This window comes from Duganella aceris (genome assembly GCF_011090165.1).
In the GTDB taxonomy this organism is placed as follows: Bacteria; Pseudomonadota; Gammaproteobacteria; order Burkholderiales; family Burkholderiaceae_D; genus Rugamonas; species Rugamonas aceris.
Window position 1 is genome coordinate 1 of the sequence record NZ_JAADJT010000012.1, and the last position, 14,803, is coordinate 14,803.

Annotated in this window: 10 protein-coding genes; 5 read left to right on the forward strand and 5 right to left on the reverse strand. The window is 64.0% G+C overall.

Annotation, left to right across the window (positions count from 1 at the left end):
* Positions 1-337: 337 nt before the first annotated feature.
* Together GW587_RS23615 and GW587_RS23620 are read right to left on the reverse strand one after the other, a co-directional pair.
* Entirely contained in the window at positions 338-916 is a 579-nt protein-coding gene (locus GW587_RS23615) for a YdeI/OmpD-associated family protein (RefSeq protein WP_166107245.1), read from the reverse strand.
* The gene (locus GW587_RS23620) at positions 913-1,644 is read right to left on the reverse strand and encodes a polysaccharide deacetylase family protein (protein ID WP_166107247.1); all 732 of its coding nucleotides are present in this window, start codon (positions 1,642-1,644) and stop codon (positions 913-915) included. Before GW587_RS23620 ends, GW587_RS23615 begins: the two co-directional genes overlap by 4 nt.
* Positions 1,645-1,821: 177 nt before the next feature.
* Between GW587_RS23620 and GW587_RS23625 the strand changes: the two genes are divergently transcribed.
* Positions 1,822-2,559: an SDR family oxidoreductase gene (locus GW587_RS23625; protein ID WP_166107249.1), complete on the forward strand. Its 738-nt coding sequence runs from the start codon at positions 1,822-1,824 to the stop codon at positions 2,557-2,559.
* Positions 2,560-2,570: 11 nt separating this feature from the next.
* Positions 2,571-3,251: a type 1 glutamine amidotransferase domain-containing protein gene (locus GW587_RS23630; protein WP_166107250.1), complete on the forward strand. Its 681-nt coding sequence runs from the start codon at positions 2,571-2,573 to the stop codon at positions 3,249-3,251.
* A 9-nt stretch (positions 3,252-3,260) separates the two neighbouring features.
* Here GW587_RS23630 and lpxO read toward each other — a convergent pair whose 3' ends face one another.
* From lpxO to GW587_RS23645, 3 genes are all read right to left on the reverse strand, one after another.
* Entirely contained in the window at positions 3,261-4,160 is a 900-nt protein-coding gene (gene lpxO, locus GW587_RS23635) for a lipid A hydroxylase LpxO (protein WP_166107258.1), read from the reverse strand.
* Positions 4,161-4,252: 92 nt separating this feature from the next.
* Positions 4,253-4,879: a 4'-phosphopantetheinyl transferase family protein gene (locus GW587_RS23640; protein WP_166107260.1), complete on the reverse strand. Its 627-nt coding sequence runs from the start codon at positions 4,877-4,879 to the stop codon at positions 4,253-4,255.
* Positions 4,876-9,009, reverse strand: coding sequence for a Pls/PosA family non-ribosomal peptide synthetase (locus GW587_RS23645; protein ID WP_166107261.1), 4,134 nt, complete (start codon positions 9,007-9,009; stop codon positions 4,876-4,878). Before GW587_RS23645 ends, GW587_RS23640 begins: the two co-directional genes overlap by 4 nt.
* Before the next feature lie 126 nt (positions 9,010-9,135).
* Here GW587_RS23645 and GW587_RS23650 point away from each other — a divergent pair, with 126 nt between their 5' ends.
* From GW587_RS23650 to GW587_RS23660, 3 genes are all read left to right on the forward strand, one after another.
* Positions 9,136-10,641 carry an AMP nucleosidase gene (locus GW587_RS23650; RefSeq protein ID WP_166107263.1) on the forward strand — a complete coding sequence of 502 codons (1,506 nt, stop codon included), beginning with the start codon at positions 9,136-9,138 and terminating at the stop codon, positions 10,639-10,641.
* A gap of 190 nt (positions 10,642-10,831) precedes the next feature.
* Positions 10,832-13,459, forward strand: coding sequence for a TonB-dependent receptor (locus tag GW587_RS23655; protein WP_166107265.1), 2,628 nt, complete (start codon positions 10,832-10,834; stop codon positions 13,457-13,459).
* The gene (locus tag GW587_RS23660) at positions 13,460-14,794 is read left to right on the forward strand and encodes an MFS transporter (protein ID WP_166107267.1); all 1,335 of its coding nucleotides are present in this window, start codon (positions 13,460-13,462) and stop codon (positions 14,792-14,794) included.
* Positions 14,795-14,803 lie beyond the last annotated feature (9 nt).

Consider the following 14,803-nt stretch of genomic DNA (forward strand, 5'->3'; position numbering starts at 1 on the left):
TCCGCATTCGTCGTTGAAGTTGAAATCTCCTCGCATGTTCAGGAGGGAGCTGGCGCGCCGGGCTCAAGAAAGCGGCGCTAACTAAGCGATAGGACGTGTCCGGTTATACGGGGGCAAGATCAAAGCCTATCTGAGAGAGAATTCTGAAGAAATTATAAAGCTCGCATCGTTTTCTGGTGTTGAGGAGGCGACGTTAGATTTTTCAGTTTCGACACGATTAGGATTTTTAAAGCAAACTAGCTTCTTTCCTCTCTCGTTCTTACAGCAAGTGGCTAAGCTCGGCTTAGGCTTGGCCGTCTCGCACTACCCGACTAATGATAGTGTTGAGTTTACGACATCAATCGTCCAAGCCCTTGCCGTTGAGGATGTGCGGCGTATATTTCTCGATGCGTGACTCGCGCGTCTTTGTCTGCTTGGCTGAGGAGAAGTGCAGCAGGTAGGCTCTTTGCCTGCCCGGCGTCAGCGCTTCGAAGGCGGTACGCAGGGCCGGCATATCGTCCACTTTGCGTTCAAATTCTTCCGGCCAGGAGAATTCCGTGGTCTTCTTGAATTCCACCTTGGCGCCCGACTTTTCAAGCTCGATGGCGTTGCGGATGTAGGTCTTCAAGACTTTTTCCAACTTCGTGATTTGCTGCGCGTCGGTGAAGCGGATCTGGCGCGCGGCTTGCACGTTCTCGGTCTGCTGGATCAGGATGCCCTTGGGATCCTTGAGCAGCGCGCCTTTGAAGAACAACAGCGCGCAGTACTCTTTGAAGCCGTGCATCAGCACGACGTTCTGCCCATCCAGCGTGTAGCAGGGCTGCCCCCACTTGAAGTCCTCGTCCAGATCGCAGTCGAGGATGATCGCCCGCAGTTGCGTGAACTCGTCCTGCCACTTCTTGGCCTTGCCGAGAAAGGTATCGACTTTGGGATTCATTTTTCCCACTCCAGATGGACCACCTTGTAACCCTTTTCCTTCAGCACCTCTAGCAGCGTCGGCATCGCTTTGGCGGTCGGGCCGTTGGCGTCGTGCATCAAGATGATGCCGCGGCCGGCTTTGTCCAGACTTGCGCGCAAGCGTTGCGCCAGCACTTCGGTGGTGTCTTCGGGGATCCAGTCGTTGATGCCAAGATCGATCGAGGCGACGGTGATGTCGGCTGAGCGCAGCGCCTCCAGCAAGGTCGGCGTCTCTTCGAGGAAGGGGAAGCGGTAGGCCGGCGTGTCGACGCCGAACACCGTGCGATAGGCGGCGCGACTGAGCTTGAGGTCATCGAGTTGCTGCGCCGCGCTCAGTGCCATCATGTGCGGATGCGTATCGCTGTGGATGCCGGCCGAGTGGCCTTCGCCGACCACGCGTCGCGCCAGATCCGGCGATTCGCGCAGATGCCGTCCTTCCATGAAGAACGTCGCCTTCGCGCATTGATCGGCCAGCGCCTTCAGCACCAGCGGCGTGTTCCGCACCGATGGACCGTCGTCGAAGGTCAGCACCACTTCGCCTTGTTCCAGCGGCAGCGCGGTGTGCTGCTGTGCGCCGTACAAGGCGCCTTCCCGCTTGAGCGTGATGGTGCGTTCGGTGCCCAGCGCGCCCGGACCGCATCCGGCCGCCGTCGCGGCGCCTGCGCTCCACGCCAACGCACCTATCACCAGTGCTTGGACCCGCTTCATAGACCGTCTCCTTTTTTATTCTCGGCTCGCCGCATTTTAGCGCAGCTTTACGAACCTTAACCTTAGTTAACCCGACTGCCGGGATGACGCCACCTACACTGAATTCCAGCGCGTCACGCGGAGATGGTGGCGGTCGCCAACGGCTGACCAGTCATCCCGACATTCAGGAGAACGATCATGAGCGAAGGAATTGAGGGCAAGGTGGTGCTGATCACCGGCAGCGGCACCGGCCTCGGTGCGGAAACGGCGCGGCATCTGGCGGCCAAAGGCGCGCTGGTCGCCGTGGCCGGGCGGCGCAAGGACAAGCTGGAGGAGGTGGTGGCGCAGATCGCCGGCAAAGGCGGCCGCGCCGGCGCCTACCAGCTCGACGTGGTGCGCAAGGACCAGGTGCGGGAAGTGGTCAACGCCGTGGTCAGGGATTTCGGCAAGCTCGATGTGTTGATCAACAACGCGGGCCTGATGCCGATCCGTCCGATGGCCGAGGTGAACACCGAGGAATGGGATGCGATGATCGACATCAACCTCAAGGGCGTGTTGTACGGCATCGCGGCGGTGCTGCCGATGTTCCTCGACAAGGGCGGCCATATCATCAATATCAGCTCGGTCGCCGGCATCAAGGTGTTTTCTCCGGGCGGCACGGTGTATTCGGGGACCAAGTTCGCGGTCCATGCGATCTCGGAAGGGTTGCGCCACGAGGTCGGCAGCAAGGTGCGCGTCACATCGATAGAGCCTGGCGCGGTTGACAGTGATCTGAAGTACTCCACCACGGGCACGGCGCAGTCCACGGTGCTGGACTTCTACAAATCCGCCATCCCGGCGAATTCGGTGGCGCGGGCGATCGCTTTCGCCATCGAACAGCCGGCCGATGTCGACATCAATGAAATCGTCCTGCGGCCGACCGCCCAGGAATTTTGACGGAGAATGCCATGAGCATGAAACACGTTCTATTCATCGTGACCAATACCCACGAGATCGGCCCGAACAAGCGCAAGACGGGATACTTCTTCCCCGAAATCGCCCATCCGCACGAGGTGCTGGAGAAGGCCGGCATCGCGGTCGAATACGCGTCCCCGCTGGGCGGCGCGCCGACCGATGACGGCTACGACGAGAAGGATCCGATCCAGGTCGCCTTCCGCAACAGCAAGTCGATCCGCCGTCTGGCGCACAGCCGCAAGCTGTCCGAGCTGGACCTGCTGGATTACGATGCGATTTTCATCCCGGGCGGCCTGGGGCCGATGGCCGATTTGGCCACCGACGCCGATGTCAAACGCGCGGTCTCCAGCGCCTGGGATGGAGGGCGGATCGTCTCGGCGGTGTGCCACGGGCCGTGCGCGCTGTTGGGCGTCAAGCTGAAGGACGGCTCGTCGCTGATCAAGGGGCGCAAGCTGACCTCCTTCTCGAACAAGGAGGAGGACGGCTACGCCAAGGCCGACGTGCCGTTCATGCTGGAGGATGCGTTGCGGAGTGAAGGCGCCGAGTACTCCTCGGTGGAGCCGTGGCAGCCGAAGGTGGTGGTCGACGGCCGCCTGATCACCGGACAAAATCCGGCGTCCGGCGGCGGCGTGGGTGAGGAGATCGTCAAGGCCTTGCGCGCCGCGTCGCAATAAACGTTGGCGTCAGATGTAGTAGATCAGCGCGGCCGCGCCCACGATCAAGGCGACCTTGGTAATCGTATAAACCGTTTTGTTCCATGCCTTCAGGCGGCGGCGGTAGATGCCCATGTAGTAGGAGACGCGGAACAGTTTCGAGACGACGCCCACCTGGTCGCCGGACTCGTTGGGCGAGGCGGCGGCCGACATCAGGGTCCTGCCGAGAAAGTGGTTGACCGCCTGCGCCCAGCGGTAGCGCATCGGCCGTTCCACGTCGCAGAACAGGATCAGGCGGTCGGTATCGGAGTCGTTCAACGCCCAGTGGATGTAGGTTTCGTCGAACATCACCGCTTCGCCGTCGCGCCAGCTGTAGCGCTGGCCGTCAACTTCGATGAAGCACTGGTCGCTGTTTGGCGTGATCAGGCCGAGGTGGTAGCGCAGCGAGCCGCCGTAGGGGTCGCGGTGCGGATTCAGCTTGCCTTGCGGCGGCAGTTCGGCGAACAGCGCGGCCTTGATCGTCGGGATACTCTGCAGCAGCGCGTGCGTCTTCGGGCACAGCACGGCGGCGGATGGATGGCTGGCGTTGTACCACTTGAGGTAGAAGCGCTTCCAGCCGACCTTGAAAAAAGAATTGAATCCGGCGTCGTCGTTCTTGTCGGAGGCTTTGATCTTTTGCGCTTGCAGCAGATTCCGGCCTTCCTCGCGGATCACGGCCCAGTTTTCCTGCAACGGCGCCAGTTCCTTGAACTCGGAGAGCGGCAGGTAGGGCGTCGACGGCACGCGCGAGAAGAAATGCATGAACGCGTTGATGGGCGCCATGAACGAAGAGTGGTCGAACATCTGGCGCAGCAGTGGAAGCCGCACCTTGCCGCGCAGGTGTATATGCGCGATTGATAAGAGATAAAGACCGAAAAAGCCCCACTTCATAATTGGTCCTGGATGTGTCATGGCAAAAACAAGTCACATTAACACAAGATGTGGCTTTTTGCCGAAGTGAGGGGCGGGAAGGCTTGCTTCGGCTAGGCCCGCGTTGGTGCGCCCACGTGGATATGGCCGACCAGGTCGGGCAGCGGCATGGCCAGCAGGACTGGGGTGGTCGCCTGGCCGTCGAGTTCCGCCCGCCATTCGGCGAGCGCCTGGCCGGCGCATTTGAGTGCGGCTTCGCGCCGCGTCCACGCTTGGGCCAAGGCGTGCGGGCGCTCGTCGGCGGCCGTGGCGAGCAGCGTGGCGCTGACGGCCGGGCCGAGGTAGTCGCGCGCGACGGCTTGCCAATCGGGGATGTCCTGCACCCGCATCAGGTCCGCGCCGATGGCGCCGCGCAGGTTGACGGCGGCCAGCGCGTGGCCGTCTTCGTAGGCGAACGAGCAGCCGATCGGGCACGGCATGCCGGACAGCAGAACTTGTGGCGCGGTGCCGCGCGTCGAGTCGATGTCGATGTCGTCGGCGGGGATGCCCAGCACGGCGGCCAACGCCTCGCGTGCGGCGCTGCGGATCTGGCGCCGGGCGGCGTCGCGCTGCGTGCCGGCGGCGGATGCTGCGCCTATGGCGGCATGGGCGGGCGCGCCGATGCGGATCAGAATGGCGAACAGGCCGTCCTGCGGCGCCGGCGCGGGGCCGGGCCACTGCTGGACGGCCAGCGTTTTCATGCGCGTGCCGGCGCCGCCGGGCAGCCGGCCCAATTGCTATTGGCCGGAATATGCTCGCCCTTCATCACCAGCGTCAGCGGGCCGAGGCGGGCGTTGTCGCCTACCACAGCGCTGTACAGCACCGACGCGCGCGGTCCCATATAAACCCGCGCGCCGATGGTGACCTGATCGATCTTCATCACCCGGTCCTCGAACAAGTGCGTCTGCGGGCAGGTGAGGGCATTCAATTCGCTGTTGTCCCCGATTTGCACGCAATCGAACTCGGTGATATCGGTGGTGTCGAGATAAACGCCTTTGCCGATGCGCGATCCCAGCAGATTGAACGCCAGCGGCAGCCAAGGCGTCCCGCGCAGATAACGCATGAAGTTCGGCACCGCGATGCCCTCATACAGATTGGTCACGCCCTCCGACAACCACACGAACGGCGTCCACATCGGCTCCGATTGCTTGCGATAACGTCCGATCAGCAGCCATTTCAGCACCACCACGAACACATAATTGCCGATGCCGTAAACCATCCCCGCCAGGGTCAGATCCCAGATCACCTCCGCCCAGCGACCGGCGCCGGCGGCCGGCATCACCTCCAGCACCAGCGTATAGCCCACCGCGATCACCAGCGCATGCGGCGCGACGATGCGGAACGCCTCGATCAAGCCCCGGCCCAAACGCCGCAGCGGCGATGGGTGGAAAGTCAGCGATTCCGGATAGCCGCTGGTCTGCTCGCGCGCCGGCAGGTTGATCGGCGGTGAACCGAGCCAGGTGTCGCCGCTATTGAGCTGCGCGTTGTGCGGCGCGCGCGAATGTACGCCGATCAGCACCTGCTCCGGCAGCACCGTGCCGTCCGGGATGTAGGCGCCGTTGCCGATGAAGCTGCGGTTGGAGATCACCGTCGGCTGCATGGTCATCCAGCCGCCGTCGATTTCCTCGTCGCCCAGCATGACCGCGTCGGCGATGAAGGTCTCGTCGCCGAGCGTCAGCATGTCCGGCACCACGCCCAGCGCGGTGGAGATCTCCGCGTCCTTGCCGACCTTGGCGCCCAGCAGGCGATACCAGTACGGCGCGAATACCGTCGCGTAAATGCCGTGCAAAACGTTGAGGCTCGATTCCTGGATCTGGCTGACCAGCCATTTGGCGCAATAGGTATTGCTGTGCACCGCGAAGCGGCCCGGCTTCAAGCGCGGCAGCACGGTCCAGCGTATGCCTGCCGACAGCAGCGCGGTCAGCACGATCAGCACCGTGCTGGCCGGGAAGGCGAGCAGGAAGTAGCGCAGCAGGCGGGTGCCCATGTCGTCGCCCGGCATCCACGGCAGCCATCCGGCTTCGTCGAACAGGTCGATCAGGATGAAGCTCGGGAATACCGGCATGAAGAACAGCGTGACGATCAGCAGGATGCCGAAGACGAAGAAGACGCCCTCGCCGAAACGCCTCGCGGCGCCGACCTGCGGACGCGGTGGCAACCGGTTGCTGTCGAACGCGCCGGCGTCGCGCGCCGGCGAGCCGGCCCAGATGCGGCCGAGCGGCACCACGCCGCCGTCGCTCAATGCCGACTGGCCTTCAAGGTGACCGCGCGCCTCGACCCGCGTATTGCCTTCCATGATGGCGAAGGAGCTGACGCAGGCGTCGTCGCCGAGCGTGATGCCGCCCAGGTGCAGGAAGCCGCGCTGGACGCGGGCGTTTTCGAAGTTGACGGCGTTGCCGATGCTGACGTTGTCGCCGATGTACAGCAAATCCGGCGCGCGCAAGGTCATCGAGCCGATGATGACGTCCTTGCCGACCTGCGCTCCCAGCGCGCGCAGCCACCAGTTATTCAGCGAGGAGCCGCTGAGCAGATACGCCGGCGCGGATTCGACCAGCCGATCGGCCAGCCACCAGCGGTAGTAGGTCACGCCCCACAACGGATACACGCCCGCTTTCAGTCGGCCGGCGATCAGCCACTTGCCGGCGATGGCGATGGCGAATTCCATCACGGTCGCCAGCAGGAACACGCCGACCGAGGCGGCGATCGCGCGCGGCACCGAGTCGCCCGGATCGCCGGTGAAGAAGTGATAGGTGAAGAACGGCGCCAGCCACTGCGCCATGCGCAGCGCGACCAGTCCCGGCATCGCCACCGCCTGCGCCAGTCCGCAGGTCCAGCGTTTGAGCGTGGAGGGCGGCGTCCATTGCTGTTCTTCGGCGCCGGCGGTGGGCGCGTCGGCCAGCACTTCCGCGATCTTGCCGATCCGGCGCTGCTGATAGATGTCGCGTACGGTGATGTGGGCGAAACGCGGATCGGCGCGCAGGGCCGAGGCCAGACGCGCGGCGAAGAAGGAGTGGCCGCCAAGGTCGGTGAAGAAGTCGGCCTGGCGCACGATCGGCTGGCCGGGGAACAGCGCGGCCAGCGCGGCGAACAGCGCCACCTCGGCCGGCGTTTCGGGCAGGTCGGAATCTTCGCTGCCGCCGGCCGGCGGGGCGCTGAGCGGCGTCGCCTTCAGCGTCTTGCGGTCGATTTTTCCGGAGGTCAGGCGCGGCATGGCGTCCATCATCTCGTAGCGGCCCGGGACCATGTACGGGGGCAGCTTCTCGGCGAGGGCTGCGCGCAGCGCGCGCGGATCCAGGGTAAGCCCGGCTTCGGCGACCAGGTAGGCCACCAGCTGGTCGATGCCGTCGTCCTTGCGCAGCAGGACCGCGACCGTGCCGACGCCCGCCTGCTGCGCCAGCAGCGCTTCGATCTCGCCCAGCTCGACGCGGAAGCCGCGCATCTTGACCTGGTCGTCGGCGCGGCCCAGGCACACCACTTCGCCATCGGCGGCGATGCGGGCCAGGTCGCCGGTGCGGTACAGCCGCGCGTCATGCACGCCGCTGGACCAGGGATTGAGCAGGAACTTCTCGGCCGTCAGATCCGGCCGGCCCAGGTAGCCCGCCGCCAGCCCGGGACCAGTGATGCACAACTCGCCGATCTCGCCGCGCGGCAGCAGCCGCAGCGACGGACCGGCCGGCGCCATGCCCGCTTCGGCCTGCGGATTGTCCGGGTCCGAGCCCGCCGGCGCGGTCGGGCCGTCGGCGACCGCTGCTGCGGCGATGGCTTCGTCGCTGTTGGTGTCGATGACCAGCAGGCCATAGTTGGGCAGCGGCGTGCCGATGGTGACCGGGTGGCCGGGCTGCAAACGCGCCAGGCTGGCGGAGACGGTGGCTTCGGTCGGGCCGTAGGTGTTGAACATCTGCCGGCCGTCGCGCGACCAGCGTTCGACCAGCGATTCCGGGCACATCTCGCCGCCGAGGTTAATCAGACGCAGGCTGGCGACTTCCTGGTTGAACAGCGCGAGCAGGGTGGGCACGGCGTGCAGCACCGTCACGCGGTTCTGCTCCAGCATGCGCGGCAGCGTTTCCGGATCGCCGCTGATTTCCTTCGGGCCGATCCACAAGGTCGCGCCGACCAGATAGGCGATCCAGATCTCTTCGAACGACATGTCGAAAGCGACCGAGAAGCCTTGATACACCTTGTCGGCGGCGGTCACGCCCAACACCGCGTTCTCGCTGCGCAGAAAGTGGCAGATGCTGCGCTGGGTGATCAGGATGCCTTTCGGCTTGCCGGTCGAGCCGGAGGTGTAGATGACATAGGCCGGTTCGTCGGGCGACACGGCGCCACGGCGCGACAACACGGTGCCGGCGGGCGGCGCGGCCAGCATCGCTTCGGCGGTCCACACCGGCCGCGTGAAGTCGGCCAGGGCTTCGAGGCGCGGCGCGAAGGCGGCGCAGGTCAGCACGCCGGCGCCGTCGGCGTCGTCGAGGCAAATCTGCAAGCGCTCGACCGGCGTATCCTCGTCGACCGGCAACCAGGCCGCGCCGGCCTTGGCGATGGCCGCTTGCAGCACCAGCAGCTCGATCCCGCGCGGCAGCCACAGGCCGACGATCTGGCCCGGCCGCACGCCGGCGTCGATCAGGCGCGACGCGGCCAGGTCGGCCTGCGCGTTCAGTTCGCGGTAACTCAGCGTGCGCTCGCCGAAAATCAGCGCCGCCTGGTCGGGGCTGCGCGCGGCGGTCGCCTCCAGCAGATCGGCCAGGATTTCCTCGCGCAGCAGGATCTCCTGCGGCGCCCCATACAAAATGTCCGGATGCGATTGCGGAATGTGCTGAGTTACTGCGTCGTTCATGCTGAAACTTTATGTGGTGACGGGGTGTCATTGTACGGTACGCTCATGCGTTCACATAGAGTATGAATGCAAGTTCTGCTTACAGCCTTTACAATAGGAAATAAGAGCACTCTGAGAAGGAAACGCATGTCCACGCACCGTCCCTTTATCGCGCCCACGCAGTTTGACGACCCGATTGCCGCCTTCGAGCAAGTCCAGGCCATTTACGACTCCAATATCGCTCATTTGCGCGACGCCATGAAACGCTTCGTCGCCGGCGAGGACGTCGGCGAGCATGTGCGCGGCTGCTATCCCTTCGTCCGCGTGCACACCGACACCGTGGCCCGCGCCGATTCGCGGTTGGCCTTCGGCTTCGTCGCCGGTCCGGGCACCTACGAAACCACGCTGACGCGGCCGGATTTGTTCGCCCGCTACTACCAGCAGCAATTCAAGCTGTTGTTGCAAAACCATGGCAGCAGGCAGCAGGTGCAGATCGAAGTCGGCACCAGCGCGATGCCGATCCCTATCCATTTCTCGTTCGCCGAGCATGAGCACATCGAAGGCACGATGAGCGCCGGACGCCGGCTGCTGATGCGCGATGTCTTCGATTTGCCCAACCTGGCGGCGATGGACGACGGCATCGCCAACGGCACCCACGAGCCGCCGCCGGGCGAGGCGCAGCCGCTGGCGCTGTTCACCGCGCCGCGCGTCGACTACTCGCTGCTGCGCTTGCGCCACTACACCGGCACCTCGTGCGAGCATTTCCAGAAGTTTGTCCTGTTCACCAATTATCAGTTCTACATCGATGAATTCATCAAGCTCGGTCATGAGCTGATGAGCGCGACGACGGAGCAGGGCGACAACGGCTACATCGCGTTTGTCGAGCCGGGGAATATCGTCACGCGGCGCGTCGGGCAGGAAGTGCAGCCCGGCGATGCGTTGGGCGCCGCGCCGCCGCGCATGCCGCAGATGCCGGGTTATCACCTGATCCGCGCCGACGGCACCGGCATCACGATGGTGAATATCGGTGTCGGGCCGGCCAACGCCAAGACCATCACCGACCATATCGCGGTGCTGCGGCCGCACGCCTGGCTGATGCTGGGTCACTGCGCCGGTCTGCGCAACACGCAGGAGCTGGGCGATTACGTGCTGGCCCACGGCTATGTGCGCGAGGATCATGTGCTCGATGAGGATCTGCCGCTGTGGGTGCCGATCCCGCCGCTGGCCGAGGTGCAGGTGGCGATCGAGGCGGCCGTGGCCGAGGTAACGCAGCTGACCGGCCATGATCTGAAGCGCGTGATGCGCACCGGGACGGTCGCCAGCACCGACAACCGTAACTGGGAGTTGCTGCCGCAGCGGACGCCGGAGCGGCGTTTCAGCCAGAGCAGGGCGATCGCGCTGGACATGGAAAGCGCGACGATCGCCGCCAATGGCTTCCGTTTCCGGGTGCCGTATGGGACCTTGTTGTGTGTCAGCGATAAGCCGATGCATGGCGAGATCAAGTTGCCGGGCATGGCCAACCAGTTTTATCGCGACCGGGTCGACCAGCATTTACGCATCGGCATCCGCGCCATGGAGCTGCTGCGCGCGCTGGGCGTGGACAAACTGCACAGCCGCAAGCTGCGCAGTTTTACCGAGGTGGCGTTCCAATAAACTTCCCCATCCGCCCGCAAGCCCGCATGAAGCGGGCTTTTTTTACGTTCATAGCGGGCGCCGATACCCTTTTCGATATCGAAAACCCCAAAAAATTGATTGGTTTGTTTTCCCTCCAGCCCCTAAGATTTAAGGCAGACAGCTGAACACCACGCAGCTCTCTATAAAACAGATAACAAACTGGAGACTTATGAATCAACGAGCATCCGGGACTTTCGAGTCCCAGGCGAAGCATCGCCTTGTCCTGAAAACCGGCGTCGCCGTCCTCGCAGCGGCGGGTCTGCTGAGCGCCTTCCCAGTCCTCGCACAAGAAACCCCGGCCGCCGATCCCGCCGCCGTGCCGGAAGCCGTCGTCACCGTGACCGGCGTGCGCAGGGCCGCGCAAAGCGCGCAAAAAATCAAACAGGATGCCGAAAACGTTATCGATTCCATCGTCGCCGACGATATCGGCAAATTCCCGGACACGAACGTGGCCTCGACCATCGCCCGCGTCACCGGCGTGCAGGTGCGTCGCGACGGCGGCGAGGCCAACACGGTGCTGATCCGCGGCTTGCCCGGCATCGCCACCGTGTTGAACGGCCGCGAACTGTTCACCACCACCGGCCGCTACATCCAGCTGGCCGACATCCCATCGACCATGCTGCAGCGCGTGGACGTGTATAAATCGCAGAGCGCCGACCTGCTCGACGGCGGCATCGCCGGCGTGATCGACGTGCGCACCAACCGTCCGTTCGACTTCAAGGGCTTCACCGCAGCGATCAACGGCGGCGGCACCAACAATTCGCAGGCCGACCGCACCGATCCTAATCTGAGCGGCATGATCTCCAACCGCTGGAAGACGCCGATGGGCGAAGTCGGCGCCTTGTTCGGCGTATCGTATGTGCGCAACCACTATTCGGAAGAGCGCGCGTTCAACACCAAGCCGATCGACAAGAGCTTCCTGCTGCCGAATCTGACCGCGCCGGATTTGATGGGCCTGCAGAACGTCAAGGGCGACCGCCGCCGCGCCGCCGCCAACTACGCGCTGCAATGGAAGCCGAACAAGGATGTCGAGCTGTACGCCGAAGGCCTCGGCACCCACTACCTGAACAACTTCGAGACCGACTTCCTGGTCGCGCTGCCGTGGTGGGGGCCCGGCGACACCATGAGCGGCACCAAGATCCCGAACACCAACCAGTTGCAGTCGCTGACGTCGCACAACGTCAACACCATCATGTCGACCCAGGCCAACCGCGCCGACAACGTCACCCAGCAGCACGCCATCGGCGGCCGCTGGAGCGCCGCGCCGGGCCTGAAGCTGAGCACCGAGATCGCCCGCACGCTGTCGGACTTCGATTGGCAGAACCCGATCCTCGATACGCTGACCGTCATGCCGACGTCGGTGGTGAACACCAACATCGGCGGCAGCGCCAACGTGTCGTACAGCGGCCAGGACATCACGGATCCGAAGAACTACCGCCTCGACCAGCTGTTCGACCGCTACGGCCATGACAGCGGCGCCTCGACCGACTGGCGCGCCGACGGCACCTACACGCCGGCCGACGACGGCTTCTTCAAGGACTTCGGTTTCGGCGTACGCGCCGCCAAGCGCACCGCCGCGTCGATCAAGTCGTTCGAAGGTTCGGTCGCCGCGACCGGCACCGTGTCCGCCGCCAGCCTGCCTGGCCTGAACTGCACCTCGGAGATGAACAACAACTGGGGCACCACCTCGTGGTACACGCCTTGCGCCAGCTACCTGATCTCCAACACCGCCGACATCCGCAAGGCGGTGACCGGCAGCGCGGCCGGCAAGGATCTGGATCCTGGTTCGTACTTCGCCGACGAGGAAAAGAACTACGCCTTCTACGGCAAGGCGCACATCGGCTGGGAAACCGGCGGCATTCCGATCGACGGCGTGCTGGGCATGCGCGTGACCAAGACCGACGCCGACCTGCTGGGCAATTCGCTGCTCAACGGCGTCTACGTTCCGACCGCCAAGAGCAGCAGCAACACCGCCTATCTGCCGAGCGCGAACTTCAAGCTACAACTGCGTGACGACGTGGTCGGCCGCCTGTCGCTGTCGAAGACGCTGACCCGTCCCGACTTCGCGCAGCTGAATCCGGGCACCGCCTACATCGCCTCCGGCGCCACGGTGCAGGCCACCGCGTCGGGCGGCAATCCGGACCTGAAGCCGTTCACCGCGCGTAACCTCGACGGTTCGCTGGAATGGTATTTCGCACCGACCGGCATGGTCAGCGCCGCCTTGTTCCGTCACGATTTCAAGGGCTACATCCAGACCAGGATCACCAAGGAGACTTACAACGGCCAGGTGTACGACGTCACCCGTCCGTTCAACACCGACGACGGCTACCTGCAAGGCGCGGAAGTCGCGTACCGCCAGTTCTACGACCAGCTGCCGGGTTGGCTGGGCGGCTTCGGCCTGGAAGCGAATGCGACCTACACCGAAGGCGAGACCACCACCTCGGGCGACAACAGCATGAGCGGCAAGCCGTTCGCCGGCATGTCGAAATGGTCGTACAACGTGGTCGCGCTGTACGAGAAGTTCGGCATTTCGGGCCGCCTGGCCTACAACTGGCGCTCGAAGTTCGTCCAGCTTTACAATGACGGCGGTCCGGGCCTGGACCTGATCGCGGCGCCGATATCGTCGCTGGACGGATCGCTGGGCTACAAGATCAACGACAACACGTCGATCACGCTGACCGGCGCCAACCTGCTCAACTTCAAGTACACCGACTACTGGAAGGACAAGGCCTTGTACCCGCGCGACACCCGGCGCTATGATCGCTCTGTAGGACTGTTCTTGAACTGGAAGATCTAAATGTCGAACACAAAAATGTCGGTGGTGGAGAAAGTCGGTTTCGGCGCCGGCGACATGGCGCTGAACGTGGTGATCTCGTCGATGATGTTGATCATCACCTTCTTCTACACCGACATCTACGGCCTGAAGACCACCGACCTGGCGCTGCTGTTCGTGCTGGTGAAGTTCGTCGGCGCCATCAGCGATCTGGTGATGGGGCAGATCACCGACCGCGTGCTGACGCGCTGGGGACGCTATCGTCCCTGGCTGCTGTTCCTCGCGGTGCCGTATGGCCTCAGCGTGTTCTTCGTCTTCACCACGCCGGACTGGGGCTACAGCGCCAAGCTGGTATGGGCCTATTCGACCTACATCATCATGACCATCATGACGTCCGGCGTGGGCGTCTCGTACATTTCGCTGCCGAGCGCACTGTCCAACGACCCGCAGCAGACGCTGTCGGCCAACGGCTACCGCCTGTTCTTCGCCAAGGTCGGCGCCTTCATGGTGACCGTGATCGTGCCGCTGCTGTCGGAGCGCTGGGGCGGCGGTAACGCGGCCACCGGCTACCAGGCGGCGATGGCGCTGATGGCCGTCATGGGCGTGATCCTGTTCCTGTTCTGCTTCTTCACCACCACCGAGCGCGTGGTGCACAAGGTGCAGCGCCAGTCGCTGTCGGAGCAGATCAAGGTGCTGATGCTGAACGACCAGTGGCTGATCCTGTGCGCGGTCTGCGTCACCGGCACCGTCGGCTATGTGGTGCGCGGCTCGGTCGCCATCTACTACGCCAAATACTACCTGGGCGCCGATGCGGCCACCGTGTCGGCCTTCCTGTCGACCGGCGTGGCGGCCGCGATCCTGTCGATGATCGCCTCGACCTGGATCACCAAGTTCTATAGCAAGGTCAAACTGTTCCGCTGGTCGCAGATCGCGGTCGGCGTGATCAGCGCCGCGATGTACTTTTTGGTGAAGCCGGGCGACACCATGCTGGCCTTCGGGCTGTACTTCCTGCTGTCCTTCGTGGTGGACCTGCACGCGCCGGTGTTCTGGTCGGCCATCGCCGAAGCCATCGACTACGGCACCGTCAAGACCGGCAAGCGCGTTTCCGGCTTCGCCTTCGGCGGCATCTCCGTGTGCCAGAAGGCCGGCATGGGCGTGGCTGGCGCGCTGGTCGGCGTGTTGCTGACCTATTTTGAATACCAGCCGAACCACGAGCAGACCGCGTTCGCGCTGCACGGCATTGTGCTGATGCTGACCTTGATCCCGGGCTTCTTCCACACCGTGATGGGACTGCTGATGTTCAAGTACCGTATCGACGACGCGTACTACACCGAGGTCAAGGCGCAGATGGCAGTCTAATTTTTTTGG